General features: G+C 66.8%; 20 protein-coding genes. 15 read left to right on the plus strand and 5 right to left on the minus strand.

Annotated elements, in window-relative coordinates; genetic code table 11:
- Positions 1-98: 98 nt before the first annotated feature.
- From GGQ97_RS03685 to GGQ97_RS03695, 3 genes are all read right to left on the minus strand, one after another.
- A complete protein-coding gene (locus GGQ97_RS03685) occupies positions 99-1784 on the minus strand; it encodes an ATP-binding protein (RefSeq protein WP_168067693.1) in 1686 nt (561 codons plus the stop codon).
- A gap of 68 nt (positions 1785-1852) precedes the next feature.
- The gene (locus GGQ97_RS03690; protein ID WP_168070690.1) at positions 1853-2569 is read right to left on the minus strand and encodes a TIGR02186 family protein; all 717 of its coding nucleotides are present in this window, start codon (positions 2567-2569) and stop codon (positions 1853-1855) included.
- A gap of 41 nt (positions 2570-2610) precedes the next feature.
- Complete coding sequence (locus GGQ97_RS03695) at positions 2611-3522, minus strand: sulfite exporter TauE/SafE family protein (RefSeq protein ID WP_168067694.1); 912 nt, start codon at positions 3520-3522, stop codon at positions 2611-2613.
- A 102-nt stretch (positions 3523-3624) separates the two neighbouring features.
- Between GGQ97_RS03695 and GGQ97_RS03700 the strand changes: the two genes are divergently transcribed.
- Positions 3625-5346 (plus strand): gamma-glutamyltransferase family protein, encoded by a 1722-nt coding sequence (locus tag GGQ97_RS03700; protein WP_168067695.1) that lies wholly within the window; start codon positions 3625-3627, stop codon positions 5344-5346.
- Here the strand turns inward: GGQ97_RS03700 and GGQ97_RS03705 are convergent.
- Positions 5336-6376: a quinone-dependent dihydroorotate dehydrogenase gene (locus tag GGQ97_RS03705; RefSeq protein ID WP_168067696.1), complete on the minus strand. Its 1041-nt coding sequence runs from the start codon at positions 6374-6376 to the stop codon at positions 5336-5338. The genes GGQ97_RS03700 and GGQ97_RS03705 overlap by 11 nt on opposite strands.
- Before the next feature lie 118 nt (positions 6377-6494).
- Here GGQ97_RS03705 and GGQ97_RS03710 point away from each other — a divergent pair, with 118 nt between their 5' ends.
- From GGQ97_RS03710 to GGQ97_RS03765, 12 genes are all read left to right on the plus strand, one after another.
- Positions 6495-8360 carry a DUF885 domain-containing protein gene (locus GGQ97_RS03710; protein WP_245197841.1) on the plus strand — a complete coding sequence of 622 codons (1866 nt, stop codon included), beginning with the start codon at positions 6495-6497 and terminating at the stop codon, positions 8358-8360.
- A 59-nt stretch (positions 8361-8419) separates the two neighbouring features.
- Positions 8420-8845, plus strand: coding sequence for an SUF system Fe-S cluster assembly regulator (locus GGQ97_RS03715; RefSeq protein ID WP_168067698.1), 426 nt, complete (start codon positions 8420-8422; stop codon positions 8843-8845).
- The gene (gene sufB, locus GGQ97_RS03720) at positions 8842-10323 is read left to right on the plus strand and encodes a Fe-S cluster assembly protein SufB (protein WP_168067699.1); all 1482 of its coding nucleotides are present in this window, start codon (positions 8842-8844) and stop codon (positions 10321-10323) included. The genes GGQ97_RS03715 and sufB overlap by 4 nt, the downstream gene beginning before the upstream one ends.
- A gap of 198 nt (positions 10324-10521) precedes the next feature.
- Positions 10522-11262: a Fe-S cluster assembly ATPase SufC gene (gene sufC, locus GGQ97_RS03725; RefSeq protein ID WP_168067700.1), complete on the plus strand. Its 741-nt coding sequence runs from the start codon at positions 10522-10524 to the stop codon at positions 11260-11262.
- Positions 11259-12008 (plus strand): SufD family Fe-S cluster assembly protein, encoded by a 750-nt coding sequence (locus tag GGQ97_RS03730; RefSeq protein WP_168067701.1) that lies wholly within the window; start codon positions 11259-11261, stop codon positions 12006-12008. The genes sufC and GGQ97_RS03730 overlap by 4 nt, the downstream gene beginning before the upstream one ends.
- Positions 12005-13195, plus strand: a complete 1191-nt coding sequence (locus GGQ97_RS03735) for a SufS family cysteine desulfurase (protein WP_168067702.1) — start codon at positions 12005-12007, stop codon at positions 13193-13195. The genes GGQ97_RS03730 and GGQ97_RS03735 overlap by 4 nt, the downstream gene beginning before the upstream one ends.
- Positions 13192-13662, plus strand: a complete 471-nt coding sequence (locus GGQ97_RS03740; RefSeq protein ID WP_168067703.1) for an SUF system Fe-S cluster assembly protein — start codon at positions 13192-13194, stop codon at positions 13660-13662. The genes GGQ97_RS03735 and GGQ97_RS03740 overlap by 4 nt, the downstream gene beginning before the upstream one ends.
- Complete coding sequence (locus GGQ97_RS03745; protein WP_168067704.1) at positions 13662-14024, plus strand: HesB/IscA family protein; 363 nt, start codon at positions 13662-13664, stop codon at positions 14022-14024. The genes GGQ97_RS03740 and GGQ97_RS03745 overlap by 1 nt, the downstream gene beginning before the upstream one ends.
- A 39-nt stretch (positions 14025-14063) precedes the next feature.
- Complete coding sequence (locus GGQ97_RS03750; RefSeq protein ID WP_168067705.1) at positions 14064-14330, plus strand: hypothetical protein; 267 nt, start codon at positions 14064-14066, stop codon at positions 14328-14330.
- 62 nt (positions 14331-14392) lie between these two features.
- Positions 14393-15157, plus strand: a complete 765-nt coding sequence (mddA, locus tag GGQ97_RS03755) for a methanethiol S-methyltransferase (RefSeq protein WP_168067706.1) — start codon at positions 14393-14395, stop codon at positions 15155-15157.
- 54 nt (positions 15158-15211) lie between these two features.
- Positions 15212-17224 (plus strand): threonine--tRNA ligase, encoded by a 2013-nt coding sequence (gene thrS / locus GGQ97_RS03760; protein ID WP_168067707.1) that lies wholly within the window; start codon positions 15212-15214, stop codon positions 17222-17224.
- Complete coding sequence (locus GGQ97_RS03765) at positions 17221-17661, plus strand: acetyltransferase (protein WP_168067708.1); 441 nt, start codon at positions 17221-17223, stop codon at positions 17659-17661. The genes thrS and GGQ97_RS03765 overlap by 4 nt, the downstream gene beginning before the upstream one ends.
- Here the strand turns inward: GGQ97_RS03765 and GGQ97_RS03770 are convergent.
- Positions 17640-18182 carry a hypothetical protein gene (locus GGQ97_RS03770; RefSeq protein WP_168067709.1) on the minus strand — a complete coding sequence of 181 codons (543 nt, stop codon included), beginning with the start codon at positions 18180-18182 and terminating at the stop codon, positions 17640-17642. The genes GGQ97_RS03765 and GGQ97_RS03770 overlap by 22 nt on opposite strands.
- Before the next feature lie 190 nt (positions 18183-18372).
- Between GGQ97_RS03770 and infC the strand changes: the two genes are divergently transcribed.
- Complete coding sequence (infC, locus tag GGQ97_RS03775; RefSeq protein WP_168067710.1) at positions 18373-18903, plus strand: translation initiation factor IF-3; 531 nt, start codon at positions 18373-18375, stop codon at positions 18901-18903.
- A 221-nt stretch (positions 18904-19124) separates the two neighbouring features.
- Positions 19125-21932, plus strand: a complete 2808-nt coding sequence (locus tag GGQ97_RS03780) for a TonB-dependent receptor (RefSeq protein WP_168067711.1) — start codon at positions 19125-19127, stop codon at positions 21930-21932.
- Positions 21933-21981: the final 49 nt, after the last annotated feature.

The raw sequence follows: 21981 nt of genomic DNA on the forward strand, positions 1-21981 counted from the left end.
GACGGGCAGGCGGAGCAGTTTTCCCCCGAGGACCGCCGGCCGTGACGGGGTCTGCCTAACTGCTCCGCAAGTCAACGATAACCGCGGAAGACCGGTGTTTACCGGCCGTGACCGCGCCAGCGCTTGACGGTGCGGCTGATGATCTCCGGTTCGCCGCCGGTTTCGCGCCACAGGCTCGCGAAGCTCGGGTCGGACGAGGCCGGACGCTTCTCGGGCTCGAGATCGTCGAAGCGGACCCGGATCGGGATCGCGACGCCTTCGCCGCAAACGATGCATTCGCGGTTGCGGAGTGCGGGAATGGCATCGAGGAAGCCGCGCGCGCCTTCGGGCATGGCGGCGCGGACGCAGGCCTGGTCGCGTTCGTTGTTGAGGCGCATGGCGATGATCGTGCCGCACTGCGACAGCACGCCCTCGGCAAGGTCGGACGGACGCTGGGTGATGAGGCCGAGGCTCACGCCATACTTACGGCCCTCCTTGGCAATCCGCTCGAGGATCTTGCGAACCGCCTGAACACCATTGTTCTCGTCCTTGGGAACGTAACGGTGCGCTTCCTCGCAGACCAGCAGGATCGGCCGTTGCGCCTCGGTGCGTGACCAGATCGCATAGTCGAACACCATCCGGGCCAGCACCGAGACGACGACGCTGGTGATGTCCGAAGGCACGCCCGACACGTCGACGATGCTGATCGGCTTTCCGTTGGCGGGAAGGCGGAACAGGCGGGAGATGAAGCTTCCCATCGAATCGGTGATGTTCATGCCCGAGAACATGAAGGTGTAGCGCGGGTCGGCCTTGAGCTCGTCGAGCTTGGTCTTGAGCCGCTGGTAAGGCGTGGTGTCGCCCGCGCGGTCAAGCTTGCCCATTTCGGCGACGATCACCGCGTTCAAATCGGTCAGCAGGTAGGGAATCGGCGAATCCACCGTCACCTTGCCGAACTGCTCGGAGAACTTGTTCTTGGTCCGCGCCGCCAGCAGGCACTTGGCAAGGATGTCGGCGTCGCGGTTGCGCTCGGCCCCGTCGGTGGTCAGCAGCACCTCGCAATGCTCTTCGAAGTTGAGCAGCCAGTAAGGAAGCTGGAGGTTGTCGACGTTGAACAGCTCGCCGCAGCCCTTGAAGGCGGCGCTATATTCGCCGTGCGGATCGATCATCACGATGTGCCCCTCGGGGCTGTAATTCGAGATGCGATGCAGGATCAGCGCGACCGAGGTCGACTTGCCGGTACCGGTCGAGCCGAGGATCGCGAAATGCTTCGAGAGCATCGGGTCGATGTACAGAGCGCCGCGAATGTCGTCGGTAGGGTAGACGGTGCCGATCTCGACGTGCGCGCTGTCGGAGGCGGCGAACACCTGGCGAAGATCGTCGGTGGTGACCGGATGCACTTCGGCGCCCGGAATCGGATAGCGGGTGACGCCGCGGCGGAATCCGCTCATCCCGCCATTCTGGTCGCGCGTGCCTTCGCCGAGGAAGTCGATCGCGGCGATGATCCGGCCATTGTCGTCGGCACGCATGGTGCGGACATTGGCGATCAGCCAGCTCTTGCCGACCGCCATCTTGACCTGGCTTCCGACCTGCCCGGACATCGCCACCGACGGATCGCTGTGATCGGCGAGGGCGAGCAGCCGGGCCGGATCGAAGCGGGCTTGCGAGCCGGAACCGGCGATGTCGAGTACCGACCCGATCGGGTCATGCTTTTCGCGGGCGACCGGGGGGCGGCTGCCGACCGGCTCCTCTTCGGAATGGCTGGTCAGTTCGTCGATCAGCTGCTTGAGACTGACATTATCTTCCATGGTCGTTCCGGTCCGCTCCCCACACACTCTGGAGCGCGGTCTAGACGAAACGCGGTTAAGATTTTGCTTTAGCTGCGCGATCCGAACAGCGCGGCCGCACCCCACCCGAGGCCGAGGCTAAGCAGCACCGCGGCCAGGCCATAGAGGAAGGCGTGGCGGCGGGCGGTGGTGGCGATGAAGCGCTCGAACCCGGTCTTGCGCACCTCCACTTCCTTGGTCGCGGCGGCGATCACCTTGCCGCGGTCGATCAGGAAGGTTTCGGTTTCGTAGGTGCCGATCGGGACCTGGCTGGGGATCGAGATGCGCGCGCGGTAAAGCACGCCGTCGCTGATCTCCACGCCGTTGCTGTTCTCCGCATACAGGCCCTGGCGGGTGCGCAGGTCGAGCAGGCCGTTCTCGAAACGCTGAGCCTTGTCGGGCTGGGCGCCGCCGCCGGGCGACAGCTGGAGGTTGCCGAGGCCCAGTTCGTAGACCGCCGCGGTGCGTTCCCCCACCACCTGCGCCAGCGGGCGGTTGGAGGCGACGGCATAATAGCTGGGGGCGGAGGAGAAGCGGTGGCTGTCGGCATTCATCCAGATGCCGGCGATCTTCTGCTTTTCGCGCACGATCATCGGCTGGACCGGGCCCTTCAGCACCACCACCACATCGAGCGGGCGGGTCGGGGTGCGGCCGCCGGGATAAAGGATGGCGCCGAACAACAGCAGCTGCGCGCCGGTGAAGCTGTAGCGGATCTCGATCGCGCGGGCGGAGATGTCGGGCACCAGGCGCGGCCCGGCCTGGCCCATCAGCAGGGGCGCCAGCAGCGCCGCGAAGAGCAGCCGCAGCCTCACAGATACTCGATCGAGAAGATTTCTTCGGGCCGGTAGGTCAGGCCGAGGCCCATCCGCAGCGCGACCAGCAGGATGATCAGCGACAGGCTGAACCGCAGCAGGTCGGGCTTCAAACGGGTGGTCAGCCGCGCGCCATATTGCGCCCCCAGCACGCCGCCGACCAGCAGCAGCGCGGCCAGCACGATGTCGACCGACTGGGTGGTGAGGGCATGGATCATGGTGGTCGCGGCGCTGACCGCAAGGATCATCACCAGGCTGGTTCCGACCACCACGCGCGGCGCCATGCCGAGGATGTAGATCATCGCCGGCACCAGGATGAAGCCGCCGCCGACCCCCAGCAGGACGGTCAGGATGCCGGCCACAAACCCCAGTCCGAGCGGCGCCAGCGGGGACAGATAGAGGCCGCTGGCATAGAAGCGCCAGCGAAAGGGCAGCGACGCGACAAGCCGGTGATGGCGGCGGCGCGGTGCTTCGACCTCGTCGCTCTTCCACCAGCCGAGCGCCTTCACCGCATCGCGCAGCATCAGCGACCCGATCGAACCGAGCAGGAAAACGTAGAGGAGGCCGATCACCACATCGATCTGGCCGCTTGCCTGGGCCAGCCGGAACAGGCCCGCGCCGACCAGGCTTCCGACCAGGCCGCCGGCGATCATCACCATTCCCATGCGCAGGTCGACCCCGCCGCGCTTCATGTGGGCGAACACGCCCGACACGCTGGCCCCGGTGATCTGGGTGGTGGCCGAGGCGACCGCGATGCTGGGCGGGATGCCGTAGAAGATCAGCAGCGGCGTGGTGAGGAATCCGCCGCCAACCCCGAACAAGCCAGACAGCACGCCGACCAGCCCGCCGAGCGCCACGATGAGCAGCGCGTTGACGCTCATGTTGGCGATGGGGAGGTAGATATCCATGGGGCGGGGCAGCGATAGCGGATAGGGCAAGGCAGGCAAAGGCGGCTGGACCCGCCTCGTCACCCTTGGCGTTCTCCACTCGCACCTTTAGGCCGGAGCCCCATGAGCCTTCGCATCCTCCTGACCCCGCTTGCCGCCCTGTTCGCTGCTGCTTGCGCCACCGTCCCGCAGCAGGCTGCCGAGCCGGTACGCCCCGGTTTCGTGATCGCCGCCAACCCGCTTGCGGCCAAGGCCGGGATGGACGTGATCCAGCGCGGCGGAAGCGCAGCCGATGCGGCGGTCGCGGTGCAGGCCGCGCTGAGCCTCGTGGAGCCGCAATCGAGCGGGCTCGGGGGGGGCGCGTTCATGACCTATTTCGACGCCCGGACCGGCAAGGTGATCGTCTATGACGGGCGCGAGACCGCCCCGGCCGGTGCCAGCCCGACGATGTTCATCGGCACGGACGGCAAGCCGCTTCCCTTCGCCACTGCGGTGCTGAGCGGGCGGGCAACCGGTGTTCCGGGCGCGCTCAGGATGCTTGAGACGGTGCAGCGCGCGCACGGGCGCCTGCGCTGGTCCGAACTGTTCGAGGGGACGGCGGTGCTGGCCGAACAGGGCTTCACCATCAGCCCGCGGCTGGGGCGGATGCTGGGCGGCGATTATCCGCAGCTGACCGCGCCCGACGTGGTGAAATATTTCAGCAAGCCCGACGGCACCCGGCTGAAGGTCGGCGATCGCCTGAGCAACCCGGTCTATGCCCGCTTCCTGCGGCGGCTGGCGAGCGGCGGCGCGGACGTCCTCTACAAGGGCGAGACCGCGGCGCGGATCGTCGAGCGGGTCCGGCAGGGACCATTCGAATCGTCGATGACGATGGCCGATCTTGCCCGTTATCGCCCGGTCCGGCGCGACGCCTTGTGCCGCGAATGGCAGGCCTACACCGCCTGCGTCCCCCCGCCCCCGTCGAGCGGGGTGTCGACGCTGCAACTGCTGGCGATGCTCGGCCGGACCGACATTGCGGCTCGCGGCCCGAGCGATCCGCAGGCCTGGTACCTGTTCGCCGAAGCCTCGCGCCTGATGTACGCCGACCGCGACCGCTATGTCGCCGATCCGGCGTTCGTGACGGTGCCGGTCGATGGCCTGCTGGATCCCGCTTACGTCGCTTCGCGCGCGGCGCTGATCGGACGGTCGGCCGGTCCTCCGCCGGTCGCCGGAACGCCGCCGGGTGCGGTGTCGGTGGGAGCCGACCGGACGCTCGAGCCGGCCGGGACCAGCCACTTCATTGTAGGCGACAGCGCCGGCAACGTCGTCAGCATGACCACCACGGTGGAGAGCATCTTCGGTTCCGGACGGATGGTCGACGGCTTCTTCCTCAATAACCAGATGACCGACTTCAGTTTCTCGCCGACCGAGGCGGATGGGCGGCCGGCGGCCAATGCGGTGGCCGGGGGCAAGCGCCCGCGCTCGTCGATGACGCCGCTGATCCTGCTCGACGGCCAGGGAAGGTTTGCGGGCGCGTTCGGAAGCCCGGGCGGAAGCGCGATCCTCGCCTACGTCGGCAAGACGATGACCGGGGCTCTGCTGTGGAAGCTTCCGGTGCAGGAGGCGATCGACCTTCCCAACCTTGTCGCACGCGGCAACGGCTTCGGCGGCGAAGTGGACAAGTTCCCGGCGGGGGTGGTCGCCGGGTTGGCCGCCAGGGGTGTGGCACTGAAGCCGGGGCAGGGTGAGGACAGCGGCGTCCACGCGGTGATGGTGCGGCCCGATGGCAGCATCGATGGCGGGTTCGACCGCCGCCGCGAAGGCGTGGTGCTGATCGACCAGGCGCGAACCCCGGTCAGGCGCTAGATCCGACCGCCTCGGCAAGGGTGGAAAAGCGGGTGGCGGCAAGCCGCTCGACCAGACCGCGCGCCATGCCGCGGGCGATGCCCGGCCCGGCGTAGACCATTGCCGAATAGAGCTGGACGAGGTTGGCGCCCGCGCAGATCCGCTGCCATGCCTCGTCGGGCGTCGCGATGCCGCCGGCCGAGATCAACGGGACCTGCCCGCCAGTGACCGCATAAAAGGCCTTGAGCTGATGCATCGCCAGGGCAGCGAGCGGGGCACCCGACAGGCCGCCCGTCTCGTCGCGGTGCCGGGATGAGAGTGGCGGGCGGCTGATCGTGGTGTTGGAAACGATGATCCCGTCGATCCCGTGATCGGCGACCGCGCGGACGATGCGGATCGGGTCGCCGTCCTCGAGGTCCGGCGCGACCTTGAGGAATATGGGCGGACGCTTGAGCGCCGCGCCCCGCGCCTCGCGCACCGCGGCCAGCAATTCGCCAAGCTCGCCGCCAGCCTGCAGGTTGCGCAGGCCCGGCGTGTTGGGCGAGGAGATGTTGACCGTCAGGTAGTCGGCGACCGGCGCCATCCGCTGCACGCCCTCGGCATAGTCTCGGATGCGGTGGGGACTGTCCTTGTTGGCGCCGATATTGACCCCGACGATTCCGCCGCCCCGCCGCGCCTTGAGCCGGGTGAGCGCCGCGTCCTGACCGCCATTGTTGAAGCCTAGGCGGTTGATCACCGCCGCATCCTCGACCAGCCGGAACATCCGCGGCCTGGGGTTGCCGGGCTGGGCCTTGGGGGTCAGCGTTCCGACCTCGACGAAACCAAAGCCCTGCCCAAGCATCGCACCGAACACCTCGGCATTCTTGTCATAGCCGGCGGCCAGCCCGACCGGCGAGGGAAAGCGCACGCCCGCGACCTCGCTCGCCAGGACCGGATCGAACGCTGGGGGCGTGCGGGCCGGAAGCGCCTTCAACGCCGCGATGCTGAGCCCATGCGCGCGCTCGGCGTCGAGGCTGAAGAAAAGCGGGCGGACAAGGGGGTAGAGGGCCATGACTTCCCGCTGTTGGTCGAAAGGATTCGTGTCCGGCCTTGAGCCGGGGTCCGGTCCAAGCCAAGAAGCAAGGCGCCGGCCGGGTCAACCCCGGCGTGACCAACCGGAAAGGTCCGACTTGAAGCACCTTCTTCTGCTCGCCTCCACCGCGCTGCTGGCCGCCTGCGCCACCACCACCCCCGACCCGCTGATCGCGCCGCCGCCCGAGGCCGCGCCGCCCGAAGCCGCTGCGGTGGCCCCCGCACCGATCCCCGCGCGCAATGCCGAACTGGCCGCCTTCTTCGAGGAATATGACAAGGCGAATCTCGAGCTGTCGCCGCTGAGCAAGGCGTATCGCGGGATCAAGGACGCGGATTACGGCAAGTGGGACGAGGTCAGCGACGCCGCCGACGAGCGCGACCGGGCGCTCGACCAGCGCTATCTCGCGGAGATGCGCGCGAAGTTCCCGCGCGCCTCGCTGAGCCCGGACGACCAGCTTAGCTACGACCTGTTCGAATATCGCATCGCCCGCAGCGATTCGGTGCGGCCGTTTCGTAAGAACGGCCTGATCTTCGACCAGATGAACGGCGCGCAGAGCGACGGGCCGGCGTTCCTGATCAACATCCACAAGGTCGACAACGTCGCCGACGCCGAGGCCTACGTCAGCCGCATCTCGGCCATCGCCAAGTTCCTCGACCAGTCGATCGCCGAGGCCAAGGCGCGCGAGGCCAATGGCGTGCTCGCGCCCAGGTGGGTCTACCCTTATGTCATCGCCGACAGCCGCAACCTCATCCGCGGCGCACCGTTCGACCGCGGAGCCGACAACGACCTGTGGGCCGATTTCAAGACCAAGGTCGGCAAGCTCCAGACCGACGAGGCGACCAAGACCCGCCTGCTCGACGCCGGACGGACCGCGATGGTTCGGGACCTCAAGCCCGCCTACCAGCGGGTCATCACTGCGATGCAGGCGCAGCAGGCCAAGGCGAAGACCGACGACGGCATCTGGCGCTTCGCCAATGGTGCGGCGGAATATCAGGCGCGGACCAGGTTCTACACCACCACCGAGCTGACGCCCGACCAGATCCATGACCTTGGCCTCGCGCAGGTCGCGCGCATCCACGGCGAGATGAGCGCGCTCAAGGACCGGACCGGGTTCAAGGGCTCGCTGCAGGACTTCTTCAAGTTCATGCGCGAGGACAAGCGCTTCTATTACCCGAACACCGCGGCGGGTAAGCAGATGTACCTCGACGAGAGCCTGAGGGCGCAGGCGCAGGTCCAGGCCGCGCTGCCGCGCTATTTCGGGCGGCTGCCCAAGACCGCGCTGCTGATCAAGCCGGTGGAGCCGTTCCGCGAGAAAAGCGCGGGCAAGGCGTTCTACAACGATCCCCCGCCCGACGGCTCGCGCCCCGGCACCTATTACGTCAACCTCTACGACATGAAGGACATGCCTTCGACCGAGGTCGAGGCTTTGTTCTGCCACGAGGGCATTCCCGGCCACCACCTGCAGGGCGCTCTGCTGAGCGAACTCGGCAAGGGCGAGGTGCCGCCGTTCCGCCAGTTCAGCGGCTACACCGCGACCGACGAGGGCTGGGGGCTCTACGCTGAGAAATTGTGCAAGGAGATGGGCCTCTACCAAGACCCGTATCGCGATTTCGGTCGGCTCCAACTCGAGCTTCACCGCGCGATCCGGCTGGTGGTCGACAGCGGCATCCATCACAAGCGGTGGAGCCGCGAGACGGCGATCAAATATGTCGAGGACAATAGCGCCGACGCCAAGGGCGGGATCGTGAAGGCGATCGAGCGCTACATCGTCTATCCGGGCCAGGCGACCGCCTACATGATCGGCAAGCTGAAGATCGAGGAGCTTCGGGCCAAGGCCAAGACCCAGCTCGGTGCCAAATATGACGACCGCCAGTTCCACGACACCATCCTGCTCGCCGGATCGATGCCGTTGAGCATGCTGGAAGCCCGCGTCGACGAGTGGATCGCCCGCACGGGGGCCTAGCCCTTCGGGCGGTTGTGAATCGGAGTGTTCCGGCCTAAATAGGACCGGAACACTCCACTATGCGATTGACCCACCTCGCCGACTATGCGGTCGTGATCCTGACCGCCGCCGCTGCCCGCCCGGGCGACGATCGGCTGAGTGCGTCCGCGCTGGCGGCCGACACCGGCCTGCCGCTCCCGACCACGCAGAAGGTGCTGGGCAAGCTCGGTAGCGCGGGGTTGCTGACGGCGACTCGCGGGATCGGCGGCGGGTTCGCCTTCAACCGCGATCCGCAGGCGATCACGCTGGCCGACATCATCGAGGCGGTCGAAGGGCCGATCGCGATGACCCAGTGCAGCGGGTCGGACGAGGTCAGCGACTGCGCGCTCGACAGCCGCTGCAAGCTGAAGCCGCACATGAACATCGTCAGCCGGACCGTGCGCGAGGCGCTGGCCGGGGTCACTCTTGAGCAATTGGCGTCTGAGCGCCGCATGGAAGACGCATGAACGAAGCGACCACCATCAAGAACCAGGAAGCCCATGACGCGGCCGACAAGCTGGCGACCTACGAATGGGGCTTCGTCAGCGACATCGAGTCCGACTTTGCGCCCAAGGGGCTGAACGAGGACACCGTCCGCTTCATCAGCGCCAAGAAGGGCGAGCCCGAGTGGCTGCTCGACTGGCGCCTCAAGGCCTATCGCGCCTGGCTGGAGATGGAGGAGGTCGACTGGGCCAAGCTGACCATCCCGGCGATCGATTACCAGGACGCTTATTATTACGCCGAGCCCAAGCAGCGGCCGACCATCGCCTCGCTCGACGAGCTCGATCCCGAAATCCGCCGCACCTACGAAAAGCTCGGAATCCCGATCGAGGAGCAGAAAGTGCTCGCCGGGGTCGAAGGCGCGCGCAAGGTCGCGGTGGACGCGGTGTTCGACAGCGTGTCGGTCGCCACCACCTTCCGTGAGGAGCTGGACCGCGCCGGCGTCATCTTCCGCTCGATCAGCGAGGCGGTGAAGGAATTCCCCGACCTCGTCCGCAAATACCTCGGCAGCGTCGTTCCGCAGCGCGACAACTTCTTTGCCTGCCTCAACAGCGCGGTCTTTAGCGACGGCACCTTCGTTTACATCCCCGAGGGCGTGCGCTGCCCGATGGAGCTGTCGACCTATTTCCGCATCAACGCCGAGAATACCGGCCAGTTCGAACGCACCCTGATCGTCGCCGACAAGGGGTCGTACGTTTCTTATCTGGAGGGCTGCACCGCGCCGATGCGGGACGAGAACCAGCTCCACGCGGCGGTGGTCGAGATCTTCGCGCACGAGGATGCGGAGGTGAAATACTCCACTGTCCAGAACTGGTATCCGGGCAATGCCGAGGGCGTCGGCGGGATCTACAATTTCGTGACCAAGCGGGCGATGTGCTCGGGCGCGCGGTCGAAGGTAAGCTGGACGCAGGTCGAAACCGGCAGCGCGATCACCTGGAAGTATCCAAGCTGCATCCTCAAGGGCGACGGCAGTGTCGGCGAATTCTATTCGGTCGCGCTGACCAACAACCGCCAGCAGGCCGATACCGGCACCAAGATGGTGCACATCGGCAAGAACACCCGCTCGACCATCGTGTCCAAGGGTATCAGCGCCGGACGCAGCGACAACACCTATCGCGGGCTGGTGCGGGTGCTGCCGGGCGCGGAGAATGTCCGCAACTTCACCCAGTGCGACAGCCTGCTGCTGGGTGACCAGTGCGGCGCGCACACCGTGCCCTACATCGAGGTCAAGAACCCGACCGCGACCATCGAGCATGAAGCGACCACGTCGAAGATCAGCGAAGATCAATTGTTCTACGCCATGGCCCGCGGGCTCGACCAGGAAGCGGCGGTGGCACTGATCGTCAACGGCTTCGCGCGGGAGGTGCTGAAGCAGCTGCCGATGGAGTTTGCGGTCGAAGCGCAGAAGTTGCTTGGAATTAGCCTCGAGGGGAGCGTGGGGTGAGCAACTCTTTTCCATCTCGTATCACGGTGACAGATCCCGAGTTCTTTGGCGCGGTTTCGACCTTTGTGGACGGTAATACAGAGTGCTCAGGTTGGCGATTAAGCCACTCTGAGAGTCTGTTTCAGATCTCAATCGGGTGCGTGGAAGATTATGCGCTTTTGAAGCTGAAGTTCCCACCTCAAGTTCTAGGACTGCGCTTTGCTTAACATCACCGACCTCCACGCGACCGTCGCCGACAAGCCGATCCTGAACGGCCTCACCCTCTCCGTTCCGGCGGGCGAGGTGCATGCGATCATGGGGCCGAATGGCGCGGGCAAGTCGACGCTTGCCTACGTGCTCGGCGGTCGGCCGGGCTATGAGGTGACCGCCGGCTCGGTCACGCTCGACGGCGCCGATCTCCTCGCCCAGGAGCCACACGAGCGCGCCGCCTCCGGCCTGTTCCTCGGCTTCCAGTATCCGGTCGAAATCCCCGGCGTCTCCTCGATGCAGTTCATCCGCGAGAGCCTCAATGCCCAGCGCCGTGCGCGCGGCGAAGCCGAGCTGAGCGGCGCCGAATTCATCCGCCTCGCCAAGGCCGAAGCGGGCGAGCTGGGCATGGACGTCGAAATGCTCAAGCGGCCGGTCAACGTCGGCTTCTCGGGCGGCGAGAAGAAGCGGGCCGAGATGGTCCAGATGGGCATCATGCGCCCGCGCTTCGCGGTGCTCGACGAGACCGACAGCGGCCTCGACATCGACGCGCTGCGGATCGTCGGCGCGGGGATCAATCGCATCATGCGCGCGCCGGATCGCGGCGTGCTGCTCATCACCCACTACCAGCGCCTGCTCGACTATGTGCAGCCTAACCGCGTCCATGTGCTGACCGCCGGCCAGATCACCCGCTCGGGTGGTCCCGAGCTGGCGCATGAGCTGGAGCGCGGAGGCTACGCCGAGGTCGCATGAGCGTCGCCACCCTTCCCACCCGCAAGGACGAGGCGTGGCGCTACGCCGACTTCGCCGCGCTCGACCGCGTGTGGCACGAGCTTGCCGCGCCGCGTGAGATCGTCATTCCGGCGGGTGAGCAGCACCACCACGTACTGATCGCCGGGGCCGAGCCGGTCGAGATCCACCGCGCCGCCGTGATCGTCGAGACGGGCGCCACCCTGTCGCTGTTCGCGCTCAACGGCTGCACCGAATATGGCCGGATCGAGGTCGATGTGACGGTGCATCAGGGCGGCCACTTCGACCTCCACGCCGCCAACATCGCCGGCGGAAAGGCGACGCAGGAGATCGTCACGGTCGTTCGCCACGTCGAGCCCGAAGGGACCTCGAACCAGGTCGTCCGCAGCGTGCTCGCCGGCACCTCCACCGGCTCCTACCTCGGCAAGGTCGCGGTCGCGCGGCATGCGCAGAAGGTCGATGGCGAACAGTCGGTGAAAGCCATGCTGCTCGACCGCGGCGCGACCGCCAATTGCAAGCCCGAGCTCGAGATCTACGCCGACGACGTGAAGTGCGCACACGGCGCCTCGGTCGGAGAACTTGATCCCGACCAACTGTTCTACGCCCTGTCGCGCGGCCTCGACCCGGCCAGTGCCAAGGCGCTGCTGCTCGAAGGCTTCGTGCTGCAACTGTGGGACGACGCGCCCGAGGATCGCCGCGAGGAGCTGGTGGCGGAGACGCGCCGCTTGCTGCGCGAGGTGGCGCGGTGAACGTCCAGGCTCCCATCGCCGCGCCGCTCGACGTCCGCGACCAGTTTCCGGCGATTGCCGGCTGGCATTATCTTGACAGTGCCGTGTCCGCGCAGAAGCCGCAGGCGGTGATCGACGCGATCACCAATGCCTATGCCCGCGACTACGCCAGCGTGCACCGCGGCGTCTATCAGCGCAGCGCCGACATGACGCTCGCCTACGAAGCGGCGCGGGCGCGTGCGGGAAGGTTCATCGGCGGTGCGGCGGAGGAGGTGGTCTTCACCCGCGGCGCGACCGAGGCGATCAATCTCGTGGCCTCGATGCTGCCCCAGGAAGGCCGGAACCGCGTGCTCCTGTCGGCGCTGGAGCATCACAGCAACATCGTGCCGTGGCAGCTGGCGGGCTACGCAATCGACGTCGTGCCGCTGACCGCCGACGGCCGCATCGACCTCGACGCGGCCGAGGCGATGGTGAGCGAACAGCATCGCGTGGTCGCCTTCGCGCATGTGTCGAATGTGCTCGGCTCGATCCTCGACGCCAAGCGCGCAGCGGAGATTGCGCATTCCAGGGGTGCCTTGCTGCTGCTCGACGGTTGTCAGGCGGCACCGCGCGTCGCGATCGACGTCGCGGCGAGCGGCACCGATTTCTACACTTACTCGGGCCACAAGCTGTACGGTCCGACCGGGATCGGCGTGCTGTGGGGCCGCAAGGCGCTGCTGGACGCGATGCCGCCGTGGCAGGGCGGCGGGGCGATGATCGACCAGGTCACGTTCGAGCGCACCACCTTCATGCCCCCGCCGCAGCGGTTCGAGGCCGGCACGCCGCACATCGTCGGCGGGATTGGCCTCGCCGCGGCGATCGACTGGGTCGAGGGCATCGGCGTCGACCGCATCCACGCGCATGAAACGGCGCTCGTCGCCGAGTGCCGCGAGGCCCTGCGCGGGCTCGGTTTTGTGCGGCTATTCGGGCCCGAGGACAGCGCCGGCATCGTCAGTTTCGAGGTCGTCGATGTGCATCCGCACGACGTCGGCACCATCCTCGACGACGAAGGCGTGGCGATCCGGGCCGGGCATCATTGTGCTCAGCCGCTGATGCAATTGCTCGGCGTTCCCGCCACCTGCCGGGCAAGTTTCGCGGCGCATAGCGACAGCCAGGACATCGAGGCGCTGGTCGCAGGCCTCCAGAAAGTGAAGCGGATCTTCGGATGAACGAACAACGCAAGATCGAAACCGAGGAAGTCGACGCGGTCGCGTCGCCGCCCAAGGCGCGGGTCGAGCTGGAAACCCCGGCGGAGACCTTTGGGCGCAAGCGCGATTATCTGGCGGGCTTCCTGTCCGAACAACCCGTCGCGCCGCCGGTGGGTGAATCCGGAAGCGAGCTCCAGGCGGCGATCGTCGAGACGCTCAAGACTATCTACGATCCGGAAATCCCGGTCGATATCTACGAGCTTGGGCTGATCTACGACGTCTCGGTCACCGATGACGGCGATGCGACCGTGCTGATGACACTTACCACCCCGCACTGCCCGGTCGCCGAGTCGATGCCGGGCGAGGTGGAGATCCGCGTGCTGTCAGTCCCCGGCGTCCGCGATGCCGAGGTCAAGCTGGTGTGGGATCCGCCGTGGGATCCGAGCAAGATGAGCGACGAAGCGCGGCTCGAACTGGGGATGCTGTGATGGAAGCGACCACCGCCACCCGGCGTCCGCGCCCCGCCGCCATCACCCTCACGCCGGGCGCCGAGCAACGCGTTGCCAAGCTGATGGCGCAGGCGCCGGCCGATGCGATCGGGGTCAAGCTGTCGACCCCGCGCCGGGGCTGCTCAGGCCTTGCTTATTCGGTCGATTACGTCACCGCCGAGGACAAGTTCGACGAGAAGATCGAGACCCCGGGCGGCACCTTCTACGTCGACGGCGGGTCGATCCTGTACCTGATCGGGTCGGTGATGGACTGGCGCGAGGACGATTTCACCGCCGGCTTCGTGTTCGAGAATCCCAACGCCAAGGGCAGCTGCGGCTGCGGGGAAAGCTTCACGGTCTGACCGTAGGCGTGGTATAAGCATCGGCAGGAGGACCCTGTCATGCGTGCCCTTGTCATCCTTGTCGCGCTGCCGCTGCTTGGCGCCGCCTCGCCCGCGCCTGTGCGGCCTGCCGCGCCGATGCCGGTCAGCAATCCTTATGCCGACGAGCGCTGCCCCGAGACGCCGATGAGCCTTGCCCGCAAGCAGGGCGAACAGCTCGGCCCGCGCAAACTCGGCGACCTGCCGACGGCCCAGACCTTCATGGCGGTGGATCGCCGCGTCGCGGGCTGCGCCGTACCGATAACGATGGGCGAGCTCAGGCGCTAGACGCGTCTTCTCACTTAACCTCGATCATGGTAGCTTTTGAACTTCCCCGTCGGGAGGTCGACATGGCACGCATGGTGCAGATGGGCTTTGCCCTTGTCGCGTACGCCGTATTCTTCGCCACTTTCCTGTATCTGATCGCCTTCGTCGGCGATTTGCCGATCGTCCCGGTCACGATTGACCGCGGCCCGGAAGCGGCGCCCGCGACGGCGTTGGCCGTGAACCTCGGGCTCATCGCGCTATTCGGGCTGCAGCATAGCGCGATGGCGCGGCAAGGCTTCAAGCGCTGGTGGACCGGGATCGTCCCGCCGGCCGCCGAGCGCAGCGTCTACGTGCTCGCCGCGAGCCTGATGCTGATCCTGCTGTTCTGGGGCTGGCGGCCGATGCCGACGACCCTCTGGCAGGTCGACAATCCCGCTGGGGCGGCGCTGCTGTGGGCGCTGTTCGCCTCGGGCTGGGGGATCGTGCTGCTGAGCACTTTCCTGATCAACCATTTCGAGCTATTCGGCCTGCAGCAGGCATGGTTCGCGCTGCGTGACCGCGCGGCGGCGGCACCGCAGTTCCGCCAGCCCTTCTTCTACCGGTTCGTCCGCCACCCGCTCTACAGCGGCTTCTTCATCGCCTTCTGGGCGACGCCGCACATGACCGCCGGGCACCTGCTGTTCGCGGCGGGCATGTCGGCCTGGATGCTGCTGGCGATCAGGGCCGAGGAGAAGGACCTGATCGCGGTATTCGGGCGCGACTATGAGGAGTATCGCGCGCAGGTCGGGATGCTGGCGCCGGGGATCGGTAGGACCGCGGCGACGCTGCCGATCGCGCCCGCCGAATAGCCGCTCGCCGGATGGGGGTGCACATCGCACGGCGCAGCCGCTAAGGGCGGGCGCATGTCCAAGATGTTCCGAATCTCGCTTCCCGACGGCACCGTGCGGGAGATGCCGGAGGGCTCGACCCCGGCCGACGTCGCCGCGGCCATCGGCCCGGGCCTCGCCAAGGCCGCGCTCGCCGCGCGAGTCAACGGCGAGGTGCGCGATATCATGCGCCCGTTCGAGGAAGATTCCGAGCTCGCGCTGATCACCGCGCGCGACGAAAAGGATGCGCTGGAGCTGGTCCGCCACGACTATGCCCACGTCCTCGCCGAGGCGGTGCAAAAGCTGTTCCCCGGCACCCAGATCACCTTCGGTCCGGCCACCGACGATGGCTTCTACTACGACTTCGCGCCAGCCGCCGACCGCGGTCCGTTCACCGACGAGGATTTGCCGGCGATCGAGGAGATGATGCGCAAGGTCATCGCCGCCGATGAACCGCTGATCCGCGAAGTGTGGAACCGCGAGGACGTGCGCGACTTCTTCGCCCGCACCGGCGAGCGCTTCAAGGCTGAATGGGTGATGGAGCTTCCGGCCGACCAGACCATCACCATGTATCGCTCCGGCAAGGGCGAGGACGCGTGGATGGACCTGTGCCGCGGCCCGCACCTGGCCTCGACCGGCAAGCTCGACCCGCAGGCGTTCAAGCTGACCCGTGTGTCGGGCGCCTATTGGCGCGGCGACCCCAAGAACCCGATGCTGTCGCGCGTCTACGGCACGGCGTGGCTCAACAAGAAGCAGCTGGCCGAGCACCTCACCCGACTGGAGGAAGCCGGCAAGCGCGACCACCGCAAGCTGGGCCAGGCGATGGACCTGTTCCACCTCCAGGCCGAGGCGCATGGCAGTGTCTTCTGGCACCCCAAGGGCTTCCTGATCTGGCGCCAGCTCGAGGCGTATATGCGCCGCAAGCTCGACGCCGCGGGCTATCTCGAGGTCAAGACCCCGCAGGTGATGGACGCCCGCCAGTGGGAGAAGTCCGGCCACTGGGGCAAGTATCGCGAGAACATGTTCGTCATCCCCGACGAGGTGCCGAACACCGAGGACGAGGGCCCGCTGGTCAGCGACGATGCCGAGTGGATGGCGCTGAAGCCGATGAACTGCCCGGCCCACGTGCTGATCTTCAAGCAGGGCATCACCAGCTACCGCGACCTGCCGCTGCGCATGGCCGAGTTCGGCTGCTGCCACCGCAACGAGCCGCACGGCGCGCTGCACGGCATCATGCGGGTGCGCCAGTTCACGCAGGACGATGCGCACATCTTCTGCCGCGAGGACCAACTAGTGCAGGAGGTCCGCGATTTCTGCGACCTGCTGGACGGCATCTACCGCGATCTCGGGTTCGACAAATATGCGGTGAAGCTCGCGCTGCGCCCCGACAAGCGCTTCGGCAGCGAGGCGATGTGGGATCAGGCCGAGGCCGAATTGCGCGAGGCGGTGGTTTCCAGCGGCCGCGCGACCGAGGAATTCGGGTGGGAAGAACTGCCGGGCGAGGGTGCCTTCTATGCACCCAAGCTCGAATTCCACCTGACCGATGCGATCGGCCGGACCTGGCAGGTCGGCACCATCCAGTCCGACCGCGTACTGCCCGAGCGCCTGGACGCCAGCTATGTCGGCGAGGACGGCGAGCGCCACCGGCCGGTCATGCTCCACCGCGCGATCCTCGGCACGTTCGAGCGCTTCATCGGCATCCTGATCGAGCATTTCGCCGGCAACCTCCCGTTGTGGCTGACCCCGGTGCAGGCGGTGGTGGCGACGATCGTGTCGGACGCGGACGGCTATGCCAATGAGGTTGCGGGCAAGCTCCAGGCGGCCGGCTTCCGGGTCGAGGCCGATACGCGCAACGAGAAGATCAACTACAAGGTGCGTGAGCACAGCCTGGCCAAGGTCCCGCTGCTGCTGGTGGTCGGCAAGCGCGAGGCGGAGGAAGGCACCGTCGCCGTCCGCCGCCTTGGCAGCGAGGAGCGCCAGCAGGTGCTCAGCCTCGACGAGGCGATTGCCATGCTGCGCGCCGAGGCGACGCCGCCCGATCTCAGGTGAGCATTCGGCGCGGCAGGCCGGCCGACGTGCCGCGCGCGCTGGAGATCTGGCGCGATGCAGTGGACGCCACGCACGGCTTCCTGACCCCGGCCGACCGCGCCGAGATCGACGCCATGGTCGCCGCCGAATACCTGCCGAACGCGGAACTGTGGCTATCGGTCGACGCCGCCGATCGCCCGGTCGGCTTCGTGGTGCTGGACGGCGAGGAGATCGACGCGCTGTTCGTCGACCCGGCCGAGCATGGGCGCGGGCATGGCACCGCCCTGCTCCGCCATGCCATCGCGCTCGGGGCGACCCGGGTCGAAGCCAGCGAGCAGGCCGACAATGCGCTGCCCTTCTATCTGGCGCGAGGGTTCAGGGTGACCGGCCGCTCGGAGCGGGATCCGCAGGGGCGCCCCTATCCGCTGGTGCAGCTTCACCTGACGGCGGGCGACTGATCTTTCCCGCGGCTGCCCGCGACGGTGTCGAAATAGGTGTGCATGGTCAGCAGGCGGCCGTCGTCGCGGGCGCGGATGGCGGCCCGGGCGGCCTCGGCTTCCTCGCCGATGCGGACCAGCCGTTCCAGCGTTGGCGTGGCATAATCACAGCGTTCGTTGGGGCGGGCTGAGCGGCACCGGTCGAGGCAAGTGTCGATCAGCTCCGGCACGCGCTTCTCGCAGCTGATCATCAGTTGCGCCTCCTCGGGAGTCAGCGCCGCCGACTGCCGCTCGGCCAGCAGCGCGGAGATCCGTTCCCGGGCGAGGCGGGCCTGCTCGCGTTGGCGGCGGTCGAGAAGCGCGGCGAGGCGCGCCCAGCGCGGATCGGGAAGCGCGGACAAGCCCGGCACTCCTTGCGTGAAGCCCGCCGCAAAGCCGCGTGCGGAGCGCATCAAGCGCCGCGCGAGCCGAATCCCGACCCAGATGGTGAGCAGGATGATGGTCAGGAAAAACAGCAGCAGGCCGCCCAGAAACTCAAGCATCGTAATATTCTCTCCGGCTCCCTATGTAGGAGTGGTCACCGTGAGCGACGAGGGGTGGGATTGACGCCACGCCGCCACAGGGCGCCACAAAATGCACGGGTCGCCGTCCTGCCCCTTTCCACGTGGCAGCGAAGCGCCTAGCTGGCACCCTCGTCCAATTACTAATGGAGATTGCGTTATACGTCCGCCAATGAGGCGCCCTCTGGCGCCGCCCCAGCTTTCCGGTCCTCGCTACAACGAGTTCATCCAAAGCCAGAAGGTGCGGGTGATCGACGAGAATGGCGAGAACCTCGGCGTGATGTATACACGTGAAGCGATCGAGCAGGCGGCGGAAGTCGGCCTCGATCTGGTTGAGATCAGCCCCAACGCCGATCCGCCCGTCGCCAAGTTCCTCGATATCGGCCGCTTCAAGTACGAAGCCCAGAAAAAGGCCAACGAGCAGCGCAAGCGCCAGAAGACGCAGGAGATCAAGGAGATCAAGATGCGTCCGAACATCGACGACCACGACTATGAGACCAAGATGAAGAAGGTCGTCGAGTTCCTGGGCGACGGTGACAAGGTCAAGGTCACCATGCGATTCCGTGGCCGCGAGATGGCGCACGGCCAGCTCGGCATGGCGGTGCTTCAGCGAGTGGCTTCCGAGACCGGCGAAATCGCCAAGGTCGAGGCGCATCCGCGCATGGAAGGCCGACAAATGCTGATGGTGTTGTCGCCCAAGTAAAACACGCAGGCAAAGCAACACCTTCGTGCAGAATTAGTTCTAGCCTGAAACAATAACGAAGACGGAGTGTGCGGTGCAGCATTTAATTTTGCTGCACCGCATGATGTTGCTGCTTGGTAACATCCGCTTTTCTTACGTCTGCTGACACTGTTGCACCGCTTCCCAAGTGAGGCGCGGCTGCTCTAGGCCGCTCTCACCAGTTTCTTTGGGAGGGGTTCCTCATGCGCAAGTCCATCTGGCTGCTTTCGGCCGGCCTGTTCGCCATCACGACTCCGGCGTTCGCCCAGTCGACCGACACCGATCAGTCCGGTGCCCAGCCGACCGACGGCGCAACCGCCGAGGCAGGCGCGGTCGACAACAGCGCGCAGGCGCAGCAGAGCGGCGATGCCGGTGACATCGTCGTCACCGCGACCCGCCGTAACGAAGCCCTTTCCGACGTTCCGCTGGCGGTCAGCGCCGTCACTGCGGAAAGCCTCGAGAATTCGGGCGCCAGCGACCTTCGCCAGCTCCAGCAGCTGTCGCCCTCGCTGCAGGTGTCCTCGACCTCGTCCGAAGCGGGCGCGGGCGTTGCCCGTATCCGCGGCATCGGCACCGTCGGCGACAACCCCGGCCTCGAAAGCTCGGTCGCGACCTTTATCGACGGCGTCTACCGCTCGCGCACCGGCGTCGGCCTGACCGAACTCGGCCAGATCGACCGCGTCGAAGTGCTGCGCGGTCCGCAGGGCACCCTGTTCGGACGCAACGCGTCGGCCGGCATCATCTCGGTCATCACCGCCAAGCCGCGCTTCCAGTTCGGCGTCAACGGCCAGCTCGATGTCGGCAATTACGACAGCCGCCGTGTCGAACTCGGCGTGACCGGCCCGATCAGCTCGAGCCTCGCTGCCCGGGTCGACGGCGTGTACATGAAGCGCGACGGCTTCATCGTGAATTCGATCACCGGCGAGGACGTCAACGACCGCGATCGCTACCTGCTTCGCGGCCAGCTGCTGTTCCAGCCGAGCGACGCGACCTCGATCCGCCTGATCGGCGACTTTGCAGATCGCGACGAGGCGTGCTGCGCCGCGCCGTACCTGCCGGCCTCGGACGCCACCACCGCCGGCCGTGCCGCCTCGACCGCCAAGCCGCTGCTCCAGGCCCTCGGTGCCGTCATCAACGACGACCCCTATGCCCGCCGCGCGACCTGGACCCCGGGCTTCGGCTTCCAGAGCGATGTCAGGGACTGGGGCGCTTCGGGCGAAGTGGTGCATGACTTCGGCGCCGCCGAGCTGACCTCGATCACCGCCTACCGCTACAACAAGTGGACCCGCGGGACCGACGCCGACTACAACAACCTCGACATCCTGCACCGCGCTGCGGACGGCAACAGCTACAATCAGTTCAAGACCTTCACCCAGGAACTGCGCCTTCAGGGCGAAGCCTTTGGTGGCCGCCTCGACTGGCTGGTCGGCGGTTATTACGCCAACGAGAAGCTGAAGGTGTCGGACAACCTCAGCTTCGGTTCGGATTATGAGCGGTTCGCCAACTGCCTCCTGATCAACAACGCTCTTCCGCAGGCGCTGGCACCGAGCCCGATCGTCGGGTCGAGCTGCATCAACACCGCCGTCGTTGGCGGCGCGGTGACCCAGCTGGTCGGACAGCGCGCCGCGCTGCTGGCTGCGGGCGTCCCGACCACCGATCCGCGGATCATCGCGCTCAGCACCAACATCAGCCTGCTGGGTGCGATCACCGCCAATCCGGCGCGGCCCGGGTTCGGCAGCATCGCCGCCGCGCTCGGCATCCCGACCGCGACGCTGAACAACGTCGGCCTGCTGGACGTGTACAACCAGAAGGCCAACAACCTCGCGCTGTTCACGCACAACATCTTCGACGTCACCGACCGCCTGAAGCTGACCCTTGGCCTGCGCTACACCCGCGAGACTAAGACCCTCGACGCAAGTTTCAGCGACAACAACGTGATCTGCCGCGCCCTGCTCGGCAGCCCGCTGGCGGCGCTGCAGCAGCTTCCCTGCTTCAACCCGTCGGTTCCGAACGGCAGCTTCAACCCGACCGAGAGCGAGCGCAAGGAAAGCGAATTCTCGGGCACCGCGGTGGTCAGCTACAAGCCGACCGACAGCCTGCTGGCCTATGCCAGCTACTCGCGCGGCTACAAGGCGGGTGGCTTCAACCTCGATCGTGCGGGTCTTGCCCGGCAGAACAACAACGGCCCGGTGCTGGCGAGCGCGACGCTCGCCTCGCTGCAGTTCGCGCCCGAGATCAACAACGCCTATGAAATCGGCGGCAAGTTCAACGGCCGTGGCATCGACGTGAACGTCGCCGCCTTCCTGCAGAAGTTCGAGGACTTCCAGCTCAACACCTTCGACGGCACCCGCTTCATCGTCGAGAACATCAACGCCTGTAAGACCGACCTCGGCGGTGCCGATCGCGACAACAGCCCGACCACCGGCGCCTGCACCGGTGATACCAAGCCCGGTGTCAGCAGCCGCGGTGTCGAGGTGGAAGTGTTCGCCCGCCCGGCCACGGACGTCGCGGTCAATCTCGGCGGGACGGTGGTCAACACCCGCTACGCCAACAACCTGATCGGCAGCGGCGGCCGTCCGCTGACGAACGCCTTGTTCCAGCTGCCTGGCCGTCGCCTGTCGAACAGCAGCTCGTTCGTCGGCACCGGCTCGATCAGCTTCAATCCGCGGATCACCGACGGCGGCGTGCGCGCTCTCTTCTATGTCGATGCCCGCCACCAGTCGGCCTTCAACACCGGTTCGGACCTCGACCTCGAAAAGGTCCAGCCGTCCTACACCGTGGTGAATGGCCGTATCGGCATCCAAGGCCCCGATCGCCGCTGGGCGGTCGAGCTGTGGGCGCAGAACATCTTCAACGAAGAATATCTGCAGGTCGCGTTCGACGCGTTCGCCCAGGGCTCGGGCACCGAGCGCGGCGTTCGCCAGGGCTTCTACGCCCGCTCGAACCAGCTGTTCGGCGCCTTCCTGGCCGAACCGCGCACCTATGGTCTGACCTTGCGCACCCGGCTCTAAGCCGGCGCGCCAAATAGTGTGACAGGGGGAAGGGCTCCGCGGGCAACCG

It is taken from the genome of Sphingomonas kaistensis (genome assembly GCF_011927725.1).
GTDB classification, from domain to species: Bacteria; Pseudomonadota; Alphaproteobacteria; order Sphingomonadales; family Sphingomonadaceae; genus Sphingomicrobium; species Sphingomicrobium kaistense.

Bases quoted from the DNA above. Each gene is read 5' to 3' on its own strand.
- GGQ97_RS03750 (WP_168067705.1), top strand. From the start codon at position 14,064: ATGCGTGCCCTTGTCATCCTTGTCGCGCTGCCGCTGCTTGGCGCCGCC.
- infC (WP_168067710.1), top strand. From the start codon at position 18,373: ATGAGGCGCCCTCTGGCGCCGCCCCAGCTTTCCGGTCCTCGCTACAAC.
- GGQ97_RS03705 (WP_168067696.1), bottom strand. From the start codon at position 6,376: ATGGCCCTCTACCCCCTTGTCCGCCCGCTTTTCTTCAGCCTCGACGCC.
- sufB (WP_168067699.1), top strand. From the start codon at position 8,842: ATGAACGAAGCGACCACCATCAAGAACCAGGAAGCCCATGACGCGGCC.
- GGQ97_RS03690 (WP_168070690.1), bottom strand. From the start codon at position 2,569: ATGGGCCAGGCCGGGCCGCGCCTGGTGCCCGACATCTCCGCCCGCGCG.
- GGQ97_RS03700 (WP_168067695.1), top strand. From the start codon at position 3,625: ATGAGCCTTCGCATCCTCCTGACCCCGCTTGCCGCCCTGTTCGCTGCT.
- GGQ97_RS03695 (WP_168067694.1), bottom strand. From the start codon at position 3,522: ATGGATATCTACCTCCCCATCGCCAACATGAGCGTCAACGCGCTGCTC.
- mddA (WP_168067706.1), top strand. From the start codon at position 14,393: ATGGCACGCATGGTGCAGATGGGCTTTGCCCTTGTCGCGTACGCCGTA.
- GGQ97_RS03715 (WP_168067698.1), top strand. From the start codon at position 8,420: ATGCGATTGACCCACCTCGCCGACTATGCGGTCGTGATCCTGACCGCC.
- GGQ97_RS03745 (WP_168067704.1), top strand. From the start codon at position 13,662: ATGGAAGCGACCACCGCCACCCGGCGTCCGCGCCCCGCCGCCATCACC.
- thrS (WP_168067707.1), top strand. From the start codon at position 15,212: ATGTCCAAGATGTTCCGAATCTCGCTTCCCGACGGCACCGTGCGGGAG.
- GGQ97_RS03770 (WP_168067709.1), bottom strand. From the start codon at position 18,182: ATGCTTGAGTTTCTGGGCGGCCTGCTGCTGTTTTTCCTGACCATCATC.
- GGQ97_RS03740 (WP_168067703.1), top strand. From the start codon at position 13,192: ATGAACGAACAACGCAAGATCGAAACCGAGGAAGTCGACGCGGTCGCG.
- GGQ97_RS03730 (WP_168067701.1), top strand. From the start codon at position 11,259: ATGAGCGTCGCCACCCTTCCCACCCGCAAGGACGAGGCGTGGCGCTAC.
- GGQ97_RS03780 (WP_168067711.1), top strand. From the start codon at position 19,125: ATGCGCAAGTCCATCTGGCTGCTTTCGGCCGGCCTGTTCGCCATCACG.
- GGQ97_RS03685 (WP_168067693.1), bottom strand. From the start codon at position 1,784: ATGGAAGATAATGTCAGTCTCAAGCAGCTGATCGACGAACTGACCAGC.